The organism is Amycolatopsis sp. NPDC021455, from assembly GCF_040640995.1.
Classification (GTDB): domain Bacteria; phylum Actinomycetota; class Actinomycetes; order Mycobacteriales; family Pseudonocardiaceae; genus Amycolatopsis.
Genome location: NZ_JBFACT010000010.1, coordinates 152,825 through 172,881 on the forward strand (window position 1 = coordinate 152,825; position 20,057 = coordinate 172,881).

The following is a 20,057-nucleotide window of genomic DNA, read 5'->3' on the forward strand; positions in this document are numbered from 1 at the left end:
GAAACATCGCGAAAACCGGCCGGACCCGGCGCCGGTCAGTGCACGACGTCGTAGACGAGCTTCTGGATCCCGTTGCCGTAGGACGCGCTGTCGACGAGCTTCAGGTTCTGCTTGTCCTTGTCGGCGTCGCTGAACAGCCGCTTGCCCGCGCCGAGCAGGACGGGGAAGACGAGCAGGTGGTAGCGGTCGATCAGGCCCGCGTCGGCCAGGTTGCGGTTCAGCGTGGCGCTGCCGTTGACGATGATCGGCCCGCCCTCGGTCTCCTTGAGCGCGGCGACGTCGTCCAGGGAGCGGAGGATGGTGATCTCGCCCCAGTTGTCCACCAGGTCCTTCTCGCCGAGGGTGGTCGACACGACGTACTTGGGCATCGCGTTGTAGCCGGCGAACTCCACGGTCATGCCCGGCCAGACCGGGGCGAACGCCTCGTAGCTGACCCGGCCCATCATCAGCGCGGTGGCTTCCTCCTGCTCGGTGCCCTTGATCTCGTAGGCGGCCGGGTCGAACTCGACGTCCTTGAAGGTCCAGCCCGCGTTCCGGTAGCCCGGCTCGCCGCCGGGGGCTTCGACGACGCCGTCGAGCGAGACGAACGAGGTGGAGATCAGGGTGCGCATGCGGTGCTCCTCGGTGATCGTGATCGGTCTTCATGAGTCTGTCGAACGGGAGCCGCCGGATTCGACAGATCGCCGAAGAACTCTTGTCCGTGACGGCCCGGGCTCGTACAGTCACTCTCACGCCGGACAAAGGTCTGGACCTGTTGTCCCGCTACCGCCGCCTCGAGTGACACAGGAGGTTGACGGTGCGCAGACTTCACGGCGCGGGCGTGCTCGCGGCGGTCGTGACCGGGCTCGCGGTCTTCACCCCGGCGGCGGACGCCCAGGTCGGAACCGGTCCCTGGATCGCGGACTCGCCGGGCTACTCGGAGCAGGAGCGCGGGTGCGGCGACATCTCCGGGCTCACGTTCAAGCTCACCTGCTCCACCGGCAGCGGTGACCAGCGCGCGGAACGCCGCTACACCACCTACACCGGTGGCACCCACCAGTTCGAGGGTTCCTTCAAGATCACCAGCATGGGTGGTTCCCGGATCAGCCTGAAGCAGACGTTCCGGGACGGCTCCAGCGCCGGGCCGTTCTTCCTGCTGGCGGTGGAGAAGGGCGGCCGCCTCTACGCCGTCCACGGCGGGGAGACGATCGCCACCGGCGCGACCGTGGGCACGAGCGTCCGGGTCAACACGATCAACCAGGTGGGCAGTACGCACAAGGTGTACATCAACGGCTCGCAGAAGGACTCGGTCTCGAGCCCGTCCGGCAGCTACTACGACAAGTTCGGCAGCTACCGCACGGCGAGCGGCAAGGGGCCGATCACGGTGGAGTGGAGCGGGATCAGGTTCTGGCACAAGTAGCAATGCGACTACGGGCCGGCCGGGTGGCCGGTACGCCTCGGCGGTGACCGCACCGCCGAGGCATCCGGCCGTGTGGGCCGCGCGGCGGACGGAGAGCAGGGCCACCCGAGGCGAGGTCGAGCACGGTTTCCCAGGGCATAGACCGATGAGGCCACCCGAAGGCTGCTGTTCCTGACGCGGTCCCGCGTTCAGCCGAGGGTCAGCTGGTCGCGATGGAAGGCGAAGTGCCGGGTCGGGAACCGGTACACGTCGGCCAGGGTCATGTAGTCCCGGAAGAACGGGTCCCACCGGGTCGGGTAGTGCATGCCGCGGGCCAGTTCGTCGTCGGTCTCGCGGTCGAGGCGACGGTGCAGGGCCGCGATCGTCCGATCGAACAGCGCCAGCATCCAGCGTCTCGGCAGCAGGGTGCCGCCGAGCCAGGAGCCGGCGAAGTTGACCGCGTCGAACGGCACCGTACCGGCGTTCAGCAACCGGGCGTACCCGCGGCTCACCCCGTCGGGCAAGCGGCCGAACACCCGCACCAGCCACGACAACGCGCGGATGATCAGGTAGCCGAGCATCATGTGGAACAGCAGCTGGCGGTTGTTCCACCGGGTGCCCGCGCTGGGGCGCCGCAGGTCGCTTTCGCTTGCCCGGCCGAGCAGCTCGTGGAAGCTCTCGCGCGCCTGCTCCATCTCCGCGTGAACCGCCGCCTTGTCCACCGCCACAGTGTCCGCCGCTCGCGCTGAGAAGGCCAGCCATCACGCCGGGGGCGCCGCCCAGGCTTGCGGGTCGTCCCAGGCGGACAGCTTCAGCCCGCTCGTGAACCGGCGGTGCGCCCCGGTCAGCGGGTCGTCGAAGTCGAGGACCTTCGCCAGCAGCTGCAACGGTTTCGTGAAGTCGCCGAGGGGCTTCTCGCGCAGCACCGGGTAGAAGTCGTCGCCGAGGATCGGGATGCCGAGGCCGCTCAGGTGCACGCGCAGCTGGTGCGTCCGGCCGGTCGACGGCACGAGCCGGTAGCGTCCCAGCCCGTCGCGGTGGTCCAGCAGGTCGACGTAGGTTTCGGCGTTCGGTTCGCCCGGCACCTCGCGCGCGGCCAGCACCCCACGGTCCTTGACGATCCGGCTGCGGACGGTCCGCGGGAGCGCGAGCGCCGGGTCGTACGGGGCGACCGCCTCGTACTCCTTGTGCACCTTGCGGTCGCGGAACAGCGTCTGGTACTTCCCGCGCAGCTCCGGTGTGATCACGAACATCACCAGTCCCGCGGTGACGCGGTCGAGGCGGTGCGCGGGGGACAGGTGCGGCAGGTCCAGGTCGCGTCGCAGCCGCACGAGTGCCGTCTCGAGGATGTGCTGCCCGCGCGGGATGGTGGCCAGGAAGTGCGGCTTGTCGACGACCAGCAGGTGCTCGTCGCGGTGCACGACCTCGATCGGGAAGGGCACCGGCACCTCGTCCGGCAGGTCGCGGTGGAACCAGATGAACGAGCCGGGCGCATACGGCGTGTCGACGCCGAGCGGGCCGTCGGCGCCGTGGATGCGTTCCTCGCGCAGCATCTGCTCGATGCGGTCCGGCGCCACGCGGGGCAGCCGGTCGACGAGGTGTGCCAGCAGTGTCGGCCACTCGCCGTCGGCGGGCAGCTTGAGGCGGGCGGGCTCCAGCCCGTGGCGGGGCGGGATCGGTGGCCGGAGCTTGCGTCTCATCGTGCCCCGACTCTAGCTAACCCTCCGACGGCGTCCGGTAGCGCGCGAGGTAGCGGGCGGTCGCCTCGGCGTTCTTCGCTTCGGCGGCCTCGGCGCGGAGGCGGCGTCCGGTGTTGTGCGGGAAGCCCTGCCGGCCGAGGCGGTGCTCGACGCTCTCCTCCATGTACGCGCAGGAGTAGAAGTACGCGACCAGCGCGGCCATGACGACCAGTGAGAGCCGCAGCCAGATCGAGCCGGGCACCAGCAGCCACGCGGCGCACAGCGGCACGATGCCGATCGACCGCTGGAGCACGAACCGGGCGCGCCAATGCTTCGACGTCGCATCGTGCAGGGCCCAGTCGTTGTAGCGCTGGGGAAGCCGGACACCCACGGCGTAGCCGAGCCAGCGGAGCACTTCGGGTCGTTCCATGACTTCGAGAGTACACTAATGCTTAGTGTACTAATCATTAGCGCGATCGACGACACAGTAGGATCGGCGGCATGATCGACCTGGGTGAAGACCCCCTGAAGCTGGACCGGCAGGTGTGTTTCGCGCTGTCGGTGGCTTCGCGCAGCGTGATCGCGATCTACCGGCCGCTGCTCGAGCCGTACGGCCTGACGCATCCGCAGTACCTGGTGATGCTCGCGCTGTGGGAGCGTTCGCCCCGGTCGGTGAAGGACCTCGGCGTGACACTGCGCCACGAACCGGCGACGCTCTCGCCGCTGCTCAAGCGGCTGGAGGCGCTCGGGTACGTCACGCGCGCCCGGAGCCGGTCGGACGAACGGCGGCTGACGGTCGAGCTGACCGAGTCCGGCCGGGCGCTGCGGGCGGAGGCGGAGAAGATCCCGTACAAGGTGGTCGAGACGCTCGGCATGGACGTCGCCGAGCTGGAAGCGCTCCATTCCGTGCTCACCCGGGTCATCGACGCGACCGCCTGAGGAATTCCTGGCCGCCGGGCGCGTTCCCTCCGGAGAGCGTCCCGGGAGGAACCGTGCTGAAGATCAGGCTGGGCGTCGCACCGGCGCCGGGGACCGGGCCGGCGGAGTTCGCCGGGCTGGCGGAGCGGCTGGAGCGGGCGGGCGTCGACTCGCTGTGGCTGTCGGAGCTGGTCTACTCGCCGGAAGTCGACCCGATGATCGGCATGGCGCACGCGCTGGCGCGCACGCGGGCGCTGAAGGTCGGCACCGGCGTCGCGATCCTCCCCGGCCGGCACCCGGTCCTGGTGGCCAAGCAGCTGCGCACGCTGGCCGGCCTCGCGCCGAAGCGGGTGCTGCCGGTGTTCGGTCTCCGCCCGGCCCGCACGGCCGAAAACGCCCTGTTCCCGGTCCCGCCGGGTCGTCGCGCGGCGGTCTTCGACGAGTCGCTGGCCCTGCTGCGACGGCTGCTGGAGGAGGACGACGTCTCTTTCGACGGCGAGTTCTTCCGGGTTTCCGGCGTTTCGCTGGGGCCGCGTCCCGCGAAGCGCCTGGACGTCTGGCTGGGCGGAACGGCCCCGGCGGCCCTGCGCCGCGCGGGCCGTCTCGCGGACGGCTGGCTGGGCAGCTTCCACACGCCGTCCCAGGCGCGTGACGCCCGCATCGCCATCCAGCGAGCCGCGGCGGAAGCGGGCCGCGAGATCGAAGAGGACCACTTCGGGCTCAGCCTGGCGGTGGCGGACCGCGGCGTCCCGGACGAACTGGCCGCGGCGGCGGCCCGGCGACGTCCCGGAGTGCCGGTCGAAGACCTGGTGGCGACGAGCTGGGCGGAGGCCCGGCGGCTGGTGGAGCAGCACATCGAAGCCGGGCTGTCGAAGTTCGTCATCCGGCCCGGGCACGGGGACTTCGAGGACTTCCTTGAGAAGTTCCAGGCGGAGCTGGTACCCATGCAGAACTGACGCCGGGGAGGACGCCGTGGAACGGCCTGGTCTGTACTTTCCGTATGTCCACGTCCGCGACGAGAACTGGCTCAAGGCCGTCGCCCTCTACTGGCCGTCCGTGAGCCGCCTGGTGCCGGACGGCTACGTCAAACGGGACAGCCCCACCGCGAGGGCCCTGGCCGGAGCCGGCTTCCTCCGCGACCACGAACCGGGGGCGCTCGTGCCCGCGGCGTTCGACGATCTGCTGGTGACCATGCGCCGCAACGCCGACGCGCTCGAATCGGGCTTCAGCCTCGAGCGAGCCGAACTCGACTGGGACGGTCACACCTTCCGGGACTGCCTGCCGGCCGGGGAATCCTCCGCGCTCGGCTGGATCCACTGCACCAAGTTCCCGCCGGGAGCGGTGGACTATCTCGCCGGCCGCGGCCTGGCGAGGGTGGGACGGGATGGCGAGCTGGACCGGCATTGCGGCCGTCCTCAAGAGTGGATCGGGCTTCACCCGGCACTGGCCGGCGCGTACATGACCGCGCTCGCGACGCAGGTGAGCGGCTCCACCTACTGGGAGCCCCTCACCGACCAGCACGACCTGCGGGCGGCCACGCCGAACGACGACGTGCAGTGCGCGGTGCGCCTCCTGCTCGGCTCGGACAGCGCCGCGGCCAGGGAGGCCGCCGCGGTCGAGGCCTACGTCATGCTCGCCTTCCAGTACGTCCGGCCGGAACACCTCGAGGACGTCCCGGTCGACACCATCCTCCGCTGCCGCGAGGACCTCGCCGAGGAACTGCTCGCCTTCCGCCGTCACGTGGCCGCGCACCGGAAGGAACTCGTCGAGCTGGCGTCGGTGCCGGTGGCGGACCGCAGGCTGGAGTTGTTCGCCGAGCACGTCCGGCAGACGGTCGAGGTGCCGTTGCGGCAGCTCGAGAAGGGGATGAAGCTCCTCAAGCTCGATCCGACCCGGTCCCTGGTGATGACGAGCAGCGTCGCGCCGCCGCTGGCGCTCAACGCCGTGCTCGGCGCCGGTTCGGCCGTCGGGAACGCCGTCGGCGCGGTGGCGGCCGTCGGCAACGCCTGGTGGCAGGTGCACGGCCTGCGGGCGAAGGCGAAAGCCGCCTCGCCGGTCGGGTACCTGCTCGACGTCCGCGACCGGCTCGAACCGAAGACACTCGCCAAACGCGTGCGGAAGGTGTTCGCCGGGACCTACGGGCGCGCCTAGAACTCCAGCTGCTCGGTCTTCCTCGGCATCAGCAGCAGCGCACCCACCGACAGCACCGCGACCGCCAGCAGCCCCAGGAAGACGTAGTGCGTGGCATCCGCCAAAGCGCCCCGGACGAACGTCGCGACCGGCGAGTCCGTGTGCCCGCCCAGCACCAGGCTCGTCGCGTCCACCGACGGCGGCAAGTGCCCGGCCACCTCCGCCGGCGGCGAAGCGAACCTCGACGCCAGCGTCGCGTTGGCGATCGCGCCGAAGACCGCCGCGCCGACCGCGCTGCCCAGCGACCGGCTGAAGAGGTTCGTCGCCGTCACCACGCCGCGGCGGTCCCAGCCCACCACCGACTGGATCGCCACCAGGGTCGGGCTCGCCACCAGGCCCAGGCCCAGCCCCAGGACGAACGCCGCGAACGCCGCCGTCCAGATCGACGAACCGGCGCCGAGCAGTGCCACCAGGACACCGCCCGCGATGATGAACACGCTGCCGATCAACGCGGTGTCGCGGAAGCCGATGCGCAGGTAGATCTTGCCCGACAGGGACGCCGAGACCGGCCAGCCGACCGTCAGCGCGGCCACCGCGAACCCGGCCACCAGCGCACCCGCACCCAGCACGCCCTGGGCGTACGTCGGCAGGTACGACGTCAGGCCCATCAGGATCGCGCCCACGACCACCGCCACCAGGTTGCCGCCCACCAGCACCCGGCGGGTGAACACCCACAGCGGCAGCACCGGCTCGGCCGCGCGCTTCTCCACCAGCACGAACGACACCAGCAGCGCCGCGCCCGCGACGAAGATCGCCACGCTCGGCAGCGAACCCCAGCCCCACGCGACGCCGCCTTCGAGCAGCCCCAGGATCACCAGCGAGCAGCCGAGGGTGAGCAGTGCCGCGCCCAGGTAGTCGACCTTGTGCGGCTTGCGCTCCACCCGCTCGGCGAAGTTGCGGAACAGCATCAGCGCGGCGATCGCGCCGAGCGGCAGGTTGACGAAGAAGATCCACCGCCAGTCCAGGTACTCCGAGAACACCCCGCCGAGCGTCGGGCCGACCACGGAGGCCGCGGCCCAGACGCCGGCCACGTAACCCTGCACCCGGGCGCGTTCCTCCACCGTGTAGAGGTCGCCGATCACCGTCATCGACATCGGCTGGATCGCCCCGGCCCCGATGCCCTGGACCGCGCGGGCGGCGATCAGCACCGGCATGCTCCACGCGGCGCCGCACAGCACCGAGCCGGCCAGGAACGCCGCGATCCCGAAGAACATCACCGGGCGGCGGCCGAGCACGTCGGCGAACTTGCCGTAGAGCGGCACGGTGACCGCCTGGGTGAGCAGGTAGATCGAGAACAGCCACGGGAACTGCGAAAACCCGCCGAGGTCGCGCACCACCGACGGGACGGCGGTGGCGATGATCGTGCTGTCCAGCGCCACCAGCCCGGTGCTGAGCATGACCGCGATCAGGACCGGGCCGCGGTCGGACCGGAAGCCGACCCCTCTGGTCGCGGTGGGGGCCGGCATGGGTGGCGTGCTCGGGACGGTCATGACCGGAGTCAACTCCTTCGCCGCCCTAAGCATTCCGGGTGCCGGTGAATTCCGTCCCGGTCGCCGGTCGCGCAAGATGGTCAGGATGAACGACTGGATCCGGCCGATCGGGCGGGGCTGGGTGGTCCGCGACGCGGTCCCCGGCCCCGACGTCGACGAGTTCGCCGAGCCCGACCGGGTGATCGCCGCGCTCGCCGCGCCCGGAGCCGCCGACAGCCTCCTGGCGGTGCAGCACCCCGCCCGCACGCCGGCGGCCCTGGCCCGCGGGCTCGACCTGGCCGCCGCCGTCCCGGTCGCCCGCGCCGTGCTCGAACGGCTCCGCAAGCGGTTCTACCGGCCGGTGCGCGAGGTCGTCGCGCCCTACCGGATCGAAGGGCCCGACGGTGTGGCGCTGGGCCTGCTCTGCCTGGTCGACCCGGCGGCGGTGACCGACGACGGTGCCGCGCGGGTCCGCCACACCGAGGACGTCTACCCCGGCGTCGTGACCGAACGGGCCGCTGTGCTCGCCGGGCTCGGCTGCGCGACCAGCGCGGCGATGCTCGTCCCGGCGGCCGGCGGCGAGCCGCTGACCGAGCGGCTGGAGCAGGCCTGCGCCGCCCTCGGCCTGCCCGATCTGTCCACTTCGGACGCGGCGGGCCGCCGGCACGACCTGTGGGTGGTGCCCGCCGGGCCGCTGCAGAGGCGGCTGCTGGCTGCGGTCGCCGGCGCGGACCTGCTGGTCGCCGACGGCAACCACCGGGTGGCCGCGGCCGCGGCGGCCGGCCACGGCGCGCTGCTGGCCCTGGTCACCGCCGGGCCGCAGCTGCGGATCGGCGCGATCCACCGGGTGCTGACCGGCACCGGCCTCGGTCCGGAAGACCTGGTCTCCCGCTGGTGCGCGGCCGGGCTCGACGTCCGGTACGACGAGCACGCCGTGCCGGTGACCGGCGAGGTCGTCGTGCGCGCCGGCCCGGCCCTGCTGCGGGTGCCGCTGCCGGAGCCGGACGGGCCGTGGCCGGCGATCGACCACGAGATCGTCGAGCGGGTCCTCTTCGCCGACGCGCTCGGCGTGGACCCCGACGGGCCCTGCGTCCAGCCGCTCCCGGCCGGGCGGCCGCTGCCGCCGGACGCGGACGCCGTCGTGCTGCTGGCGCCGGTGCGGTATTCCGACGTCCTCGCGGTGCACGCGGCGGGGCGCCGGATGCCGCGGAAGGCGACCTACTTCACGCCGAAGCCGCGCAGCGGCCTCCTGCTGGCGGAGCTTGAGCGCGGGCGGGCGGCGACGTCCTGAACGACTCGTTCCTGTCGCCTGACGTCCTGAACGAGTCGTTCAGGACACGCGCGCGTCCCACCAGGTCAGGACGCGGGTGGCGAACAGCGTCAGCCACTTCGACGGCTCCCCGGCCGGGACGTCCACTTCGAACCAGACCCGGCCGGAGTCCGTCCGCTGTTGCAGCCACGTCCCGTCCGGCTGCCGGGCTTCGCGGATCAGGGCGATCGCCTCGGCCATCCGCTCGTCCGGCCGGCCGGCGTCGCGGAAGTACGCAGCCGCGTTGAGCACGTCGTAGCGCCAGCGGAACGGGTAGCCGAACTCGCGCACCCACGGCGCGATCGGCTCGCCGGTGGAAAGGCGGCGGAACAGCCGGCGTTCCAGCAGGTATTCCTCGCCTGCTCGGCGAGCCGCACGTGAAGCCGAAGTCCCGCCTGTCGCCTGCTCGTACGCGAGCAGGCCCTTGAGCGAGTTGAGTGTCGAGTGGACGGACGAGCGCGTCGAGCCGTCGACCCACGCGCAGTTCCAGCCGCCGTCGGGCAGCTGGTGCGCGACGAACCACTCGGCGATGCCGGTGACGTCCGCGCCGAGCCACACCCCGTTGGCCAGCGTCCAGGCGTTGATGCAGCAGTCGACTTCGCCGTCCCAGTAGGGCAGGTCGTCGTACTCCCAGCGGCAGTTCCGGGCGAGCGACTCGGCCGTGCCCTGCAGCGCCGCGGCGTCGAGCCCCCACTCGCGCAGGGCGTTCAGGGACCACGTCGTCGCCGTCCAGGGCTGCGGCTCGTCCCCGCGGAAGCCGGCCGGGAAGAAGGCGCCGCCGGCCCACTGGCCGTCGGGGTCCTGGTGCGCGAGCAGCCGCGCGCCGAACCCTTCGGAGGCGATCCGGGCCCGCGTCGCCTGCCAGACCTCGGGCGGCTCGCCCGCCAGGTCGCGCTCCACCTGCCAGCGCAGGGCCGGGTCGGAGTCGCGCAACCAGGCGAGCGGGTCCATCAGGCCCCCGTGACGCCGTCGATGGCCTCGCGCAGGAAGTCGGCGTGGCCGTTGTGCCGGGCGTACTCGTGGATCATGTGCAGCATCACCAGCCGCAGCGAGACGTCCTCGCCCCAGCGCGGCTGGTGGCCGGTGACGTCGAGGGACTCGGCCGCTTCTTCGATCTTGCGGGACTGCTCGACCTCGGCCTGCCACGCGTCGAAGGCTTCCGAGCGCGTCGACGAGCTCGCGTCGTAGGCGGCCTGGTAGTCGCCCTCGGCCGACCACACCAGCGGGACGTCTTCGCCGTTGATCACCCGCCGGAACCAGGTGCGCTCGACCTCGGCCATGTGCCGGACCAGGCCCAGCAGGGTGAGCGTGGACGGCGGGCTCGACGCCCGGCGGAGGTCCTCGTCGGACAGCCCGTCGCACTTCATGGCGAGGGTGGCGCGGTGGAAGTCGAGGAACGTGCGCAGCATTTCGCGCTCGCCCCCGGTCAGCGGTGGTTCGGGACGTTCAGTGGTCACCGGACAGTGTCTATCACGCCCAGAAATGTCGTACCCGTGTTTTAAGCTCGCCGCGTGGACTTGCCCGTCATGCCGCCGGTGCGGCCGATGCTCGCGAAAGCGGTGCACGAGGTACCTCGTGCACCGGGGCTGCTGTACGAGCCGAAGTGGGACGGCTTCCGCTGCGTCGTGTTCCGCGACGGCGGCGAGATCGAGCTCGGCTCCCGCAACGACCGCCCGCTGACCCGCTACTTCCCGGAGCTGGTGGAGCTGCTGGCCGCCGCGTTGCCGCCCCGCTGCGTCGTGGACGGCGAGATCGTCCTGGTCACGCCCGCCGGGCTCGACTTCGGGGCGCTGCAGCTGCGGCTGCACCCGGCGGCGTCGCGCGTGCGCAAGCTGGCCGAGGAGACGCCGGCCAGCTTCATCGCCTTCGACCTGCTCGCCCTCGGCGACACCGACCTCACCGGCGAGCCGTTCCGCGAGCGGCGCAAGCAGCTCGAGAGCATCCTGAGCACCGCGGCCGAAGGGCTGCAGCGCGTCCACCTCACCCCGCTGAGCGACGACCCGGCGCAGGCCGAGGACTGGTTCACCCGCTTCGAGGGCGCGGGCTTCGACGGCGTGATGGCCAAGCCCGCCGGCGAGCCGTACGAGCAGGACAAGCGCGTGATGTGGAAGGTCAAGCACGAGCGCACCGCGGACTGCGTCGTCGCCGGCTTCCGGTGGCACAAGGACGGCGCCGGCGTCGGTTCGCTGCTGCTGGGCCTGTTCGACGACGAGGGCGTGCTCCACCACGTCGGCGTCGCGAGCAGCTTCACGAAGGCGCGGCGCGGCGAACTGGTCGAGGAACTGGCACCACTGCGGGAAAACGCGCTCGACGGCCATCCCTGGCGCACCTGGGCCGAGTACGAACCGGACCCCGGCCGCAAGCCCGGCGCGATGAGCCGGTGGGCACCGCAGAAGGACCTCTCGTGGGAGCCGCTGCGCCCGGAGTGGGTGGCGGAGGTCCGCTACGAGCACCTGGAGGGCGGCCGGTTCCGGCACGGCGGGCGGCTGGTCCGGTTCCGGCCCGACCGCACGCCGGAGTCCTGCACGTACGCCCAGCTCGACGAGGCGCCGCCCGCCGAGCTCACGAAGCTGTTCGGGGAGGCGAGATGAGCGGCGCGGTGCTGCTCGACGTCGACGGCGTCGAGGTCAGGATCAGCAGCCCGGACAAGGTCTACTTCCCGGAACGCGGCGAGACGAAGCTGGACCTCGTCGAGTACTACCGGGCGATCAGCGGGCCGCTGCTGGCGCGGCTCGGCGGGCGCCCGCTGCTGCTGGAGCGCTACCCGGACGGCGCCGGCGGCAAGAACTGGTTCCAGAAGCGCGTCCCGAAGGGCACGCCGTCGTGGCTGACGACCACGGTCGTCTCGACACCGAACGGCACGACGAGCGACGCGCTGGTCGCGAAGGACCTGGCCCACATCCTCTGGGCGGTCAACCTCGGTTGCCTCGGCTTCCACGTCTGGCCCTTCCTCGCCGACACGCCCGAGGTGACCGACGAGCTGCGCGTCGACCTCGACCCGTCGCCCGGGATCGGCTTCGGCGAGCTGCGCGAGGCCGCGCTGCTGACCCGGGAGTTCCTGGCCGAGCACGGGATCGAGGGCCACCTCAAGACGTCCGGCTCGCGGGGCCTGCACCTGTACGTGATGCTCGAACCGCGGTGGGACGGCTTTCAGGTGCGGGCCGCCGCGGTCGCGCTGGCCCGGGCGCTGGAACGCCGGCACCCGGAGAAGATCACCGCCCAGTGGTGGAAGGAGGAGCGCGGCTCGCGCGTGTTCGTCGACTTCAACCAGAACGCCCCGCACAAGACGGTGTTCGGCACCTGGTGCGTGCGGCCCCGCGTGGGCGGCCAGGTGTCCACCCCGATCGCCTGGGACGAACTGGACACGATCGAGCCCGACACGCTCACGCTGAGCACGGTGCCCGCCCGCGTCGCCGAGCGGGGAGATCCGTGGGCCGGGGCGGGGGAGCGGCCGCAGTCGATCGAGCCGCTGCTGGAGATGTCCGAAGCGGACATGGCGAACGGGCTGATGGACGCGCCGTGGCCGCCGGTGTACCCGAAGATGCCGAACGAGCCGCCGCGCGTCGCGCCGAGCCGGGCGAAGAAGGATCAGTCCACTTAGGACGACGGCGGAGCGAGCCGCGGAGAGCGCTGGCCCCAGGCGAGCAGGGCGGCGAGGCCGGTCACCCCGAACACGGCGGCCAGCCCGACGGCGGAGCCCGCGGCCCCGGCCAGTGGTGACGCGGCGGTCTGCCCGGCACCGAGCCCGGCGAACGACCAGGTGACACCGCGCGCGGGCCGGGCCGGGAACACGCGCGTGGCCCAGAGGATGCACAGCCCGGTCAGCGCCATGTAGGAGACACCGAACAGCGCGCTGGAGAGGAGAGCCAGGCCAATCCCCGGCCGGGGCAGAGCCAGCAGGGCGATCCCGGCGGCCGCCATGGTCCAGGCGGCGAGGTTGGCGTTCCGCAGCCCGGTGCGGCTCGCGGCCCGTCCGGCGAGACCGCCGAGCAGCCCGGCCACGCCGATCGTGGCCCAGCACAGGGTGGAGGCCACGGTGCTCAGCCCGGCTTCGGCGAGCCGGGAGTGGGAGAACGTCCAGTACGGCGCGCTGGTCGCTCCGATGAGGACGGAGTTGACCACCAGCGGACCGACGGCTGCGGAGTTTCGATCCGGCCGGGGCGAGGCTCGCCGGGTGAGCAGGGTTTTGTCCTCCTGCTCGGCCGGCCCACGGCCGGTGACTGCGGGGGTTTGGTCCCGCTCAGGCAAGGGTCGCCCGGCGAGGCGGGATCCGCCCGCGCGCGGCACTTCCGGAGACCGGGGCAAAGTCCGCCAGGCGAGCACCGTCATCCCGGCGCCGAGCGCGGCGAACGTCCACCAGATCGCGGGCCAGCCGAACGCGAGCAGCGGCGTGAACGCCGACACGGCCAGCCCGAGCCCGGTTCCGGTGTTGGCCCAGGTCTGTGCCCGTGCCTGGACGCGCGAGCTGACCGTCTCGCCGATCAGCTGGGCCACCCCCGGCGACACCAGCCCCGCGCCGATGCCCGCGAAGGCGATCCCCGTCCCGAACACCACGACCCCGGGGGCCGCCGCCATGAGCGCCAACCCGAGCGTGGCCGAGGCCCCGGCCAGCAGCACCGTGCCGCGGGCGGACCGGCGGGACGTCACCGGGGACACCAGCAGCCCCACTCCGTAGCCCGCCGTGGACAGGCCGCCGAGGACACCCACCGCTGTGGTCGTGAGCCCGAACGTCTCGCTGAACCGGGGCACGAACAGCCCGTACGCATACCGCGCGAAGCCGTAGCAGAGGGCGATCACGCCCGCGCCCGCCGCGGCGGGCGCCCACCAGCCGGTCGTCTTCTCCTCCGTTCCGGTCACCATGCCACCCACTGAACAGACAGGTCTGTATGGTGTCAAGCAGAGCCAAGCTGAACCCGGAGGCGCGAGTGGCCCGTACCCGTCCCGGCGACGCGGGAGCGAAGGTGCTCAAAGCCGCGTCGGCCCTCTTCTACCGCGACGGCATCCACGCCGTCGGCGTCGACACCGTCGCGGCCGAAGCGGGTGTCACCAAAGCCGCTCTCTACGGCAACTTCGGCTCCAAGAGCGGCCTGGTCGTCGCGTATCTGAGGGAGCGGGACCGGCTGTGGCAGGCGGAAATCGACCGGATCACCGCCGGCCACACCGACCGACGCGAGCGGGTGCTGGCCGTGTTCGACGCGTACGAAGCCTGGCTGTCCCGCGACGGCTTCCGCGGCTGCGCGTTCCTCAACGCGACGTCGGAGTTCCCCGACCCCGCCGACCCGGTCCGCGAGGTCGTCCGCCACCACAAGACCGCGCTGCACGGCTACCTGCGGGCACAGCTCGAAACCACGGGCCGTGCCCAGGAACTGGCCGACGAGCTGATGCTCCTGCTCGAGGGGGCCGCGGTCAGGTCGGTGCTCGACCGGAGCACGCGGCCGTTCGTCACCGCGAAGCGGCTCGCGGTGACCTTGACCGGCTAGACCCGCAGGTCGAGCGCGAGCTGGTCCTCGCCATCGGCCGAGGCGACGCCGGAGAGCGTCGCGGCGCACGCCGGGCACGGCGTCACCTCGGACGTGGCCAGGTCCAGGGGCTTCCAGCTGCGAGACTCCCGTGCGCCGCACGCCGAACGCCGGTAGCGGAGGTCGCCGGAGCGGGTCATCAGGTGGGCCAGGGGGACGTCTTCGGGCAGCACGCCGACCAGGTACCAGCGTGGTGCGCTCACCGCGGTGGTCGTCATGGCCGTCAGTCTCCGTCGCGGCGGGTGCGACCCCGGGGCATTTGCCGATCTTCGGCGTGGCGGGAAGGCCTTCAGGGCAGGTAGCGGAGGATGTGCAGCAGGCCGCGCTCGTCGACCACCGACGGATCGGGTGCCACGCACCCTGCCAGCTCGGCGAGGACGGCGCCGGTGTCGATGCCGGCGCCGATCAGGACCAGTTCCGTCCGGTGCGGCGCGCCCGGCGGCCAGGCCGAGCGCTCCAGCTGCACGAACCCGCCGACCGTGTGCAGGTGGAAGCGCGACCCGGCGCCGAAGTCCGCCTGGCCCTTCATCCGGTACAGCCCGGCCGGGCGGCGTTCCAGGAACCCGACGAACGCCCGGGGCGCCAACGGCGTCTCCGCCGTGAAGGTGACCGTGTCGTAGTGGGCGTGCAGGTGCTCCGCGTGGTCGTCTTCCTCGCGCAGGTCGTCGAACGACAGCTGGCCGACCCGCTCGCCGCGGGGTTCCGGGTCGAAGAACAGCCGCGGGTCGACGCGCCCGTGCGTGGTGACCAGCAGCGGACGGCCCGGCGCCAGCTCTTCCACGGTCGCGGTCAGCTTGGCCAGCGTCCCGTCGGGCACCCGGTCGGCCTTGTTCAGCACCACGAGATCCGCCAGCCGCAGGTGGTCGGCCAGCTCCGGGTGACGCTCACGGGTGGCCTCGAACTCGGCGGCGTCCACCACTTCGGCCAGCCCGCCGTAGCGGATGTCGGGGTTCTCGCTGGCGATCATCAGCCGGATCAGGTCGCTGGGCTCGGCGATGCCGCTGGCCTCGACGACGATGACGTCGATGCCCGCCTCGGCACTCGACAGCCGCCCGAGCATCGCGTCGAGTCCGCTCGCGTCGACGGCACAACACAAGCAGCCGTTGCCGAGCGAGACCATCGTGTCGACCTGGCCGGCGACGGCGAGCGCGTCGACGTTGACCTGGCCGAAGTCGTTCACCACGACACCGACCCGGGCGCCCTCGCGGTTGGCGAGCAGGTGGTTGAGCAGGGTCGTCTTGCCCGCGCCGAGGAACCCGGCGACGAGGACCACGGGGATGCGCCTGGCGCTCACGAAACTCCCTCCCTCGGCCCGATCACCGTGACTCTAACGCCGCCGCTCCCATACACGGGCGGCCGCCCCCGGAGAAGGCCGTTCGGCGAATACCCACGAAAAGACGCAGTCGGCCGGTGCGAGAAACGATCACTTCGGTTTCGTCGTCCCCAGTGATCGATTGACGGAAAATGCGTTGTGCCATGTCCGAATAACGCTTGGTAGCGGTTGTTTTTTCAGCCTTCACCGGGATGACGTGGAATTGCGGGAGCGTACGGAGTGTCGGTCACGACCGGCGGAGTGCGTTTCGGCGGACGTGGGGTATCCTCCCCCGCCTGACCGGAAGTCCCAGGGCAGTGGGCACTTCCGGGCGCGGTGTCGTGGGCGACCATCGGAGGAACGGTGAACCTTTTCGTCGGGATGCAGATCACGATTTCGGAGAGTGGGGTAGCGCGATGACGGTTACACCCGAGCGGGTGACGACCCCGATCACGCTTTACCCTCAGCGCGTCTCGGGGGAGCAGGGTGTCAATTCCGCGGAAGCGGAGGAATTCCTGGACCGGATGTTCGCCGAAGGCGCCGCCGAAGAAGGCGACCGGTTCGAGACCCGGCTGGCGCAGGTGCGCGCCGAAATCGCGGAAACGGGCACCTACCGGCACACCGCGGCCGAGCTGGCCTACGGCGCGCGCGTCGCGTGGCGCAACTCGGCGCGCTGCATCGGCAGGCTGTACTGGCGCAGCCTCCGGATCCGGGACCGGCGCCGGGTCACCGAGCCCGCCGCGATCGCCGGCGAGTGCGTCGCCCACCTCCGCCAGGCCACCCGCGGCGGGCGGATCCGCCCGACCGTCACCGTCTTCGCCCCCGGCACCCCGGACGCGCCGGGGCCGCGCATCCACAACGAGCAGCTCATCCGCTACGCGGGGTACCGCCTCGAAGACGGTTCGGTCCTCGGCGACCCCCGGTACGTCGAGTTCACCGACCGGGTGCGAAGACTCGGCTGGCGGCCTCCCGAGCGAAGGGGGTCGTTCGACGTCCTCCCGCTGCTGGTCGAGGCGGACACCGGGGAGCCGCGGCTGTTCACGCTGCCCCCGGACGCTGTCCTGGAGGTCCCGCTGACCCATCCCGACCACCGCTGGTTCGCCGGGCTGGGCCTGCGCTGGCACGCCGTGCCGGCGATCAGCAACATGCCCCTGGAGATCGGCGGCGTCACCTACCCCGCGGCGCCGTTCAACGGCTGGTACCTCGGCACCGAGATCGGGGCCCGCAACCTGGCCGACGAGCAGCGCTACGACCTGCTGCCGGTGATCGCCGAGCTGATGGGCCTGGACACCGCCTCCGACCGCACGCTGTGGCGCGACCGGGCGCTGGTCGAGCTGACCCTGGCGGTCCAGCACTCGTTCGACGCGGCCGGGGTCAGCCTCGCCGACCACCACACCGAGTCGCACCGGTTCCTGTCCCACGTCGAGCGCGAGGAGCGGGCCGGGCGCCGGTGCCCGGCCGACTGGAGCTGGATCGTGCCGCCGCTGTCCGGCGGCCAGACCGCGGTGTTCCACCGCTACTACGACGACCCCGACCCGGCGCAGCGGCCGGCGTTCCTGCCGCCGGAGTGAACACCAGGGGTGTTGTCGAAGAGCAACGTGATAGCGCCCGTTCGGCGGATCGTGTCCGCCCCACGGCGCAGTCCGGCGCCGGAGGGCCGACAATGGACCCATGACCGCAGTCCTCGTCGCCTACGCCGGGCGGCACGGCGGAACCCGGCAGATCGCCGAGGTCATCGCCGCCGAGCTCGGCGAAACCGGCCTGACCGTGGACGTGCGCGACGCCGCCGACGTGGCCGGGGTCGGCGAATACGCCGCGGTCGTCGTCGGCAGCGCCCTGTACTACCACCGGTGGCGGCCGGAGGCCGTCCGGCTGCTGGAGCGCAACGCCCGGGCGCTCGCCGAGCGCCCGGTCTGGCTGTTCCACAGCGGGCCGTGCGGCCCGGGCGCGGCGACCCACCAGGTCAGCCTGCCGGCCAACGTGGCGATGCTGGCCGCGCGCATCGACGCGGAGCGCACCGCCACGTTCGGCGGCCGGCTGGACCCGGCGACCGTGCGCGGCCTGATCCCGCGGCTGATGGCGTCCGGGCAGCGGGCCGGCGATTTCCGCGACTGGGACCGGATCAAGGCCTGGGCGCGGGACGTCGGCCGCCGGGTCCGCACTCGCGTCACGCTCTGAGGCGCTCTTGCCCGCCGAGGGTGGTGGGTGCTACACCGTGCCTGAGGTCTTCCGGTGAAAAACCGACGGGACGGGGCGAACGTGACAGAACGGCAGGCGGAACCCACCCCGGCGAAGAAAGCGCTTACGTCGGATCAGCGCAACGCCTTCCTCGCGGCGCTGCTCGGCTGGAGCATGGACGCGTTCGACTACTTCCTCGTCGTCTTCGTCCTCGCGGACATCGCCAAGGACAAGTCGTTCGGCGCGACGGCGACGCAGCTGGCGTTCATCACGACGGCGACGCTGGTGATGCGCCCGGTCGGCGCCCTGTTGTTCGGCCTGTGGGCCGACCGCGTGGGCCGGCGGATCCCGCTGATGGCCGACGTCCTGCTGTACTCGGTGGCCGGCCTGCTGTGCGCGTTCGCCCCGAACTTCACGGTCCTGCTGATCCTGCGGTTCGTCTACGGCATCGGCATGGGCGGCGAGTGGGGCCTGGGCGCGGCGCTGGCGATGGAGAAGATCCCGGTGGCACGCCGCGGGTTCTTCTCCGGCCTGCTGCAGGTCGGCTATTCGATCGGGTACCTGCTGGCCGCGCTCGCGTACCTGCTGTTCCACTCGGCACTCGGGCTGGAGTGGCGCTGGATCTTCGTGCTCAGCATCTTCCCGGCGCTGATCAGCCTGCTGATCCGGGCGCGGGTCCGCGAGTCGGAGGTCTGGGAGGCCGCGCGGGAGAAGCTGCGGGTGACGCGGACGTCGGTCAAGGACATCCTGCTGAACCCGAAGGTGATCCGCCGGTTCGGCTACCTGATCCTGCTGATGACGGCGTTCAACTGGATGAGCCACGGCACCCAGGACGTCTACCCGAGCTTCCTCAAGGCCCACGAGAACGGCGGCGCCGGGCTCAGCGCGTCGACGAGCACGTGGATCGCGGTGCTGTACAACGTCGGCGCCATCATCGGCGGGCTGACCTTCGGCACGCTGTCCGAACGGCTGGGCCGCCGCCGCACGATCGTCACGGCGGCGGTGCTCGGCCTGCCGATCGTCCCGATCTTCGCTTTCGACCACGGCGCGGGCATGCTCGCGCTCGGCTCGTTCCTGATGCAGATCATGGTCCAGGGCGCGTGGGGCGTGATCCCGGCGCACCTGACCGAAATGTCCCCGGACGCGATCCGCGGGTTCTACCCGGGCGTGACCTACCAGCTGGGCAACCTTCTCGCGGCGCTGAACCTGCCGATCCAGCAGGCGATCGCCCAGTCCCACGGGTACACCTCGGCTCTCGTGTGGACGGTCGTGCCCGGGCTGGTCGCCGTCGCGGTCCTGACCGCGATCGGCAAGGAGGCCAAGGGAATCCGCTTCGGCGAGGCGGCGGTGACGACGGCCCCGGCGAGCGCGAAGTAGCCACCCGCTCTGGTCCCGGCAGGTCGTCGCCCGGCACACTACCGGGGTGCGCCCGGGACCGGGCGCGGGAGCGAGGGGTCTCGTGCGGCGTGGGTGGGTGGTCGCGGCGGCCGGTGCCGTCGTCGTGGGCGTGGCGGCCCTGGTGGTGTGGTGGCCGTCGGGTGGGGACGACGGCCTGCCGCCCGCGCGGGCGCGGGTGTACGCCGATTTTTCGACGTGCCTGCTCACGGCGGAACAGGGGCTGGCGAGCCCCGGCGTCCCACCGGTGTGGGCCGGGCTGCAGGACGCGTCCGCCGACACCACGACCAAGGTCTCCTACCTCGCCGCGGCGGGACCGGCGACCGACGCGAACTACCTCCCGTACCTGAACTCCCTGGTGCAGCGCCGCTGCGACGTGATCGTGACGGTGGGGCAGCCGGGCACCGCCGTGGCGGTCTCGCAGGCGGCCGCGCACCCGGGAATCCGGTTCGTGACCGTCGGCGGCTCGGGGCAGCCGGGTGCCAACGTCTCCCCCGTGGGGGTGAGTGAGCACGTTCGCGAGGACGTCGCCGGAGCGGTCCGGGAGGCCGCTCACGCCGCCGGGCACTGAAAATTTGGTCCTCGTTCGTCCTTTTTGGTCGTCTTTCGGCCGGTATGCGCTGTGTCCGTCGTCCCAGAAATACCTGGTTCGCAGTCTTTTCCGGACCGCTGCCCGTGTGGTGAACTCATCCGCCGTTCGTCGGGGATGG

General features: G+C 71.8%; 22 protein-coding genes. 12 read left to right on the top strand and 10 right to left on the bottom strand.

The window, feature by feature from the left end; translation table 11 throughout:
* Positions 1-35 precede the first annotated feature (35 nt).
* Positions 36-611: a dihydrofolate reductase family protein gene (locus AB0G28_RS15980; RefSeq protein ID WP_361088825.1), complete on the bottom strand. Its 576-nt coding sequence runs from the start codon at positions 609-611 to the stop codon at positions 36-38.
* Between the two features lie 209 nt (positions 612-820).
* Here AB0G28_RS15980 and AB0G28_RS15985 point away from each other — a divergent pair, with 209 nt between their 5' ends.
* On the top strand, positions 821-1,399 hold the full coding sequence (locus tag AB0G28_RS15985) for a hypothetical protein (protein ID WP_361088890.1): 579 nt from the start codon (positions 821-823) through the stop codon (positions 1,397-1,399).
* Positions 1,400-1,587: 188 nt separating this feature from the next.
* Here AB0G28_RS15985 and AB0G28_RS15990 read toward each other — a convergent pair whose 3' ends face one another.
* Genes AB0G28_RS15990 through AB0G28_RS16000 form a run of 3 tightly spaced genes read right to left on the bottom strand, consistent with a single transcriptional unit; the run spans position 1,588 to position 3,472 of the window.
* Entirely contained in the window at positions 1,588-2,100 is a 513-nt protein-coding gene (locus AB0G28_RS15990) for a DinB family protein (protein WP_361088827.1), read from the bottom strand.
* 39 nt (positions 2,101-2,139) lie between these two features.
* Positions 2,140-3,078 (bottom strand): RluA family pseudouridine synthase, encoded by a 939-nt coding sequence (locus tag AB0G28_RS15995; RefSeq protein ID WP_361088829.1) that lies wholly within the window; start codon positions 3,076-3,078, stop codon positions 2,140-2,142.
* 16 nt (positions 3,079-3,094) lie between these two features.
* Positions 3,095-3,472 carry a DUF5313 domain-containing protein gene (locus AB0G28_RS16000; protein ID WP_361088892.1) on the bottom strand — a complete coding sequence of 126 codons (378 nt, stop codon included), beginning with the start codon at positions 3,470-3,472 and terminating at the stop codon, positions 3,095-3,097.
* A gap of 86 nt (positions 3,473-3,558) precedes the next feature.
* On the opposite strand from AB0G28_RS16000, the gene AB0G28_RS16005 reads away from it, so the two are divergent.
* Genes AB0G28_RS16005 through AB0G28_RS16015 form a run of 3 tightly spaced genes read left to right on the top strand, consistent with a single transcriptional unit; the run spans position 3,559 to position 6,126 of the window.
* Positions 3,559-3,996 (top strand): MarR family transcriptional regulator, encoded by a 438-nt coding sequence (locus AB0G28_RS16005; RefSeq protein WP_361088831.1) that lies wholly within the window; start codon positions 3,559-3,561, stop codon positions 3,994-3,996.
* Between the two features lie 53 nt (positions 3,997-4,049).
* Entirely contained in the window at positions 4,050-4,931 is an 882-nt protein-coding gene (locus tag AB0G28_RS16010; protein WP_361088833.1) for a TIGR03854 family LLM class F420-dependent oxidoreductase, read from the top strand.
* Positions 4,932-4,947: 16 nt separating this feature from the next.
* Entirely contained in the window at positions 4,948-6,126 is a 1,179-nt protein-coding gene (locus tag AB0G28_RS16015; protein WP_361088835.1) for a DUF6236 family protein, read from the top strand.
* On the opposite strand, the gene AB0G28_RS16020 is transcribed toward AB0G28_RS16015, so the two are convergent.
* Positions 6,123-7,655, bottom strand: coding sequence for an MDR family MFS transporter (locus AB0G28_RS16020; RefSeq protein WP_361088837.1), 1,533 nt, complete (start codon positions 7,653-7,655; stop codon positions 6,123-6,125). The two genes, AB0G28_RS16015 and AB0G28_RS16020, sit on opposite strands and share 4 nt — an antisense overlap.
* 85 nt (positions 7,656-7,740) lie before the next feature.
* On the opposite strand from AB0G28_RS16020, the gene AB0G28_RS16025 reads away from it, so the two are divergent.
* On the top strand, positions 7,741-8,925 hold the full coding sequence (locus AB0G28_RS16025) for a DUF1015 family protein (protein ID WP_361088839.1): 1,185 nt from the start codon (positions 7,741-7,743) through the stop codon (positions 8,923-8,925).
* Between the two features lie 39 nt (positions 8,926-8,964).
* On the opposite strand, the gene AB0G28_RS16030 is transcribed toward AB0G28_RS16025, so the two are convergent.
* Both AB0G28_RS16030 and AB0G28_RS16035 read right to left on the bottom strand, forming a co-directional pair.
* Entirely contained in the window at positions 8,965-9,894 is a 930-nt protein-coding gene (locus AB0G28_RS16030; RefSeq protein WP_361088841.1) for a squalene cyclase, read from the bottom strand.
* Positions 9,894-10,400 carry a DinB family protein gene (locus AB0G28_RS16035; RefSeq protein ID WP_361088843.1) on the bottom strand — a complete coding sequence of 169 codons (507 nt, stop codon included), beginning with the start codon at positions 10,398-10,400 and terminating at the stop codon, positions 9,894-9,896. The genes AB0G28_RS16030 and AB0G28_RS16035 overlap by 1 nt, the downstream gene beginning before the upstream one ends.
* Before the next feature lie 54 nt (positions 10,401-10,454).
* Here AB0G28_RS16035 and AB0G28_RS16040 point away from each other — a divergent pair, with 54 nt between their 5' ends.
* Together AB0G28_RS16040 and ligD are read left to right on the top strand one after the other, a co-directional pair.
* Positions 10,455-11,534 carry an ATP-dependent DNA ligase gene (locus AB0G28_RS16040; protein ID WP_361088845.1) on the top strand — a complete coding sequence of 360 codons (1,080 nt, stop codon included), beginning with the start codon at positions 10,455-10,457 and terminating at the stop codon, positions 11,532-11,534.
* Complete coding sequence (gene ligD / locus AB0G28_RS16045; RefSeq protein ID WP_361088846.1) at positions 11,531-12,544, top strand: non-homologous end-joining DNA ligase; 1,014 nt, start codon at positions 11,531-11,533, stop codon at positions 12,542-12,544. Before AB0G28_RS16040 ends, ligD begins: the two co-directional genes overlap by 4 nt.
* Here ligD and AB0G28_RS16050 read toward each other — a convergent pair.
* On the bottom strand, positions 12,541-13,803 hold the full coding sequence (locus AB0G28_RS16050; protein WP_361088848.1) for an MFS transporter: 1,263 nt from the start codon (positions 13,801-13,803) through the stop codon (positions 12,541-12,543). The genes ligD and AB0G28_RS16050 overlap by 4 nt on opposite strands.
* Before the next feature lie 26 nt (positions 13,804-13,829).
* On the opposite strand from AB0G28_RS16050, the gene AB0G28_RS16055 reads away from it, so the two are divergent.
* Positions 13,830-14,423, top strand: a complete 594-nt coding sequence (locus AB0G28_RS16055) for a TetR/AcrR family transcriptional regulator (RefSeq protein WP_361088850.1) — start codon at positions 13,830-13,832, stop codon at positions 14,421-14,423.
* On the opposite strand, the gene AB0G28_RS16060 is transcribed toward AB0G28_RS16055, so the two are convergent.
* Together AB0G28_RS16060 and AB0G28_RS16065 are read right to left on the bottom strand one after the other, a co-directional pair.
* Positions 14,420-14,680: a hypothetical protein gene (locus AB0G28_RS16060; protein WP_361088852.1), complete on the bottom strand. Its 261-nt coding sequence runs from the start codon at positions 14,678-14,680 to the stop codon at positions 14,420-14,422. The two genes, AB0G28_RS16055 and AB0G28_RS16060, sit on opposite strands and share 4 nt — an antisense overlap.
* Positions 14,681-14,751: 71 nt before the next feature.
* A complete protein-coding gene (locus AB0G28_RS16065; RefSeq protein ID WP_361088854.1) occupies positions 14,752-15,756 on the bottom strand; it encodes a GTP-binding protein in 1,005 nt (334 codons plus the stop codon).
* A 455-nt stretch (positions 15,757-16,211) separates the two neighbouring features.
* Here AB0G28_RS16065 and AB0G28_RS16070 point away from each other — a divergent pair, with 455 nt between their 5' ends.
* The 4 genes from AB0G28_RS16070 (at position 16,212) to AB0G28_RS16085 (ending at position 19,918) form a co-directional block, all read left to right on the top strand.
* The gene (locus AB0G28_RS16070) at positions 16,212-17,345 is read left to right on the top strand and encodes a nitric oxide synthase oxygenase (protein WP_361088856.1); all 1,134 of its coding nucleotides are present in this window, start codon (positions 16,212-16,214) and stop codon (positions 17,343-17,345) included.
* Between the two features lie 100 nt (positions 17,346-17,445).
* A complete protein-coding gene (locus AB0G28_RS16075; RefSeq protein WP_361088858.1) occupies positions 17,446-17,952 on the top strand; it encodes a flavodoxin domain-containing protein in 507 nt (168 codons plus the stop codon).
* 81 nt (positions 17,953-18,033) lie between these two features.
* Positions 18,034-19,329, top strand: coding sequence for an MFS transporter (locus AB0G28_RS16080; protein ID WP_361088860.1), 1,296 nt, complete (start codon positions 18,034-18,036; stop codon positions 19,327-19,329).
* Between the two features lie 82 nt (positions 19,330-19,411).
* Entirely contained in the window at positions 19,412-19,918 is a 507-nt protein-coding gene (locus AB0G28_RS16085) for a hypothetical protein (RefSeq protein WP_361088862.1), read from the top strand.
* Positions 19,919-20,057 lie beyond the last annotated feature (139 nt).

Excerpts from the sequence above, each read along its gene's own strand:
- AB0G28_RS16020 (WP_361088837.1), bottom strand. The coding sequence starts at position 7,655 with ATGACCGTCCCGAGCACGCCACCCATGCCGGCCCCCACCGCGACCAGA.
- AB0G28_RS15995 (WP_361088829.1), bottom strand. The coding sequence starts at position 3,078 with ATGAGACGCAAGCTCCGGCCACCGATCCCGCCCCGCCACGGGCTGGAG.
- AB0G28_RS15980 (WP_361088825.1), bottom strand. The coding sequence starts at position 611 with ATGCGCACCCTGATCTCCACCTCGTTCGTCTCGCTCGACGGCGTCGTC.
- ligD (WP_361088846.1), top strand. The coding sequence starts at position 11,531 with ATGAGCGGCGCGGTGCTGCTCGACGTCGACGGCGTCGAGGTCAGGATC.
- AB0G28_RS16030 (WP_361088841.1), bottom strand. The coding sequence starts at position 9,894 with ATGGACCCGCTCGCCTGGTTGCGCGACTCCGACCCGGCCCTGCGCTGG.
- AB0G28_RS16060 (WP_361088852.1), bottom strand. The coding sequence starts at position 14,680 with ATGACGACCACCGCGGTGAGCGCACCACGCTGGTACCTGGTCGGCGTG.
- AB0G28_RS16075 (WP_361088858.1), top strand. The coding sequence starts at position 17,446 with ATGACCGCAGTCCTCGTCGCCTACGCCGGGCGGCACGGCGGAACCCGG.
- AB0G28_RS16050 (WP_361088848.1), bottom strand. The coding sequence starts at position 13,803 with ATGGTGACCGGAACGGAGGAGAAGACGACCGGCTGGTGGGCGCCCGCC.
- AB0G28_RS16025 (WP_361088839.1), top strand. The coding sequence starts at position 7,741 with ATGAACGACTGGATCCGGCCGATCGGGCGGGGCTGGGTGGTCCGCGAC.
- AB0G28_RS16055 (WP_361088850.1), top strand. The coding sequence starts at position 13,830 with ATGGTGTCAAGCAGAGCCAAGCTGAACCCGGAGGCGCGAGTGGCCCGT.
- AB0G28_RS16005 (WP_361088831.1), top strand. The coding sequence starts at position 3,559 with ATGATCGACCTGGGTGAAGACCCCCTGAAGCTGGACCGGCAGGTGTGT.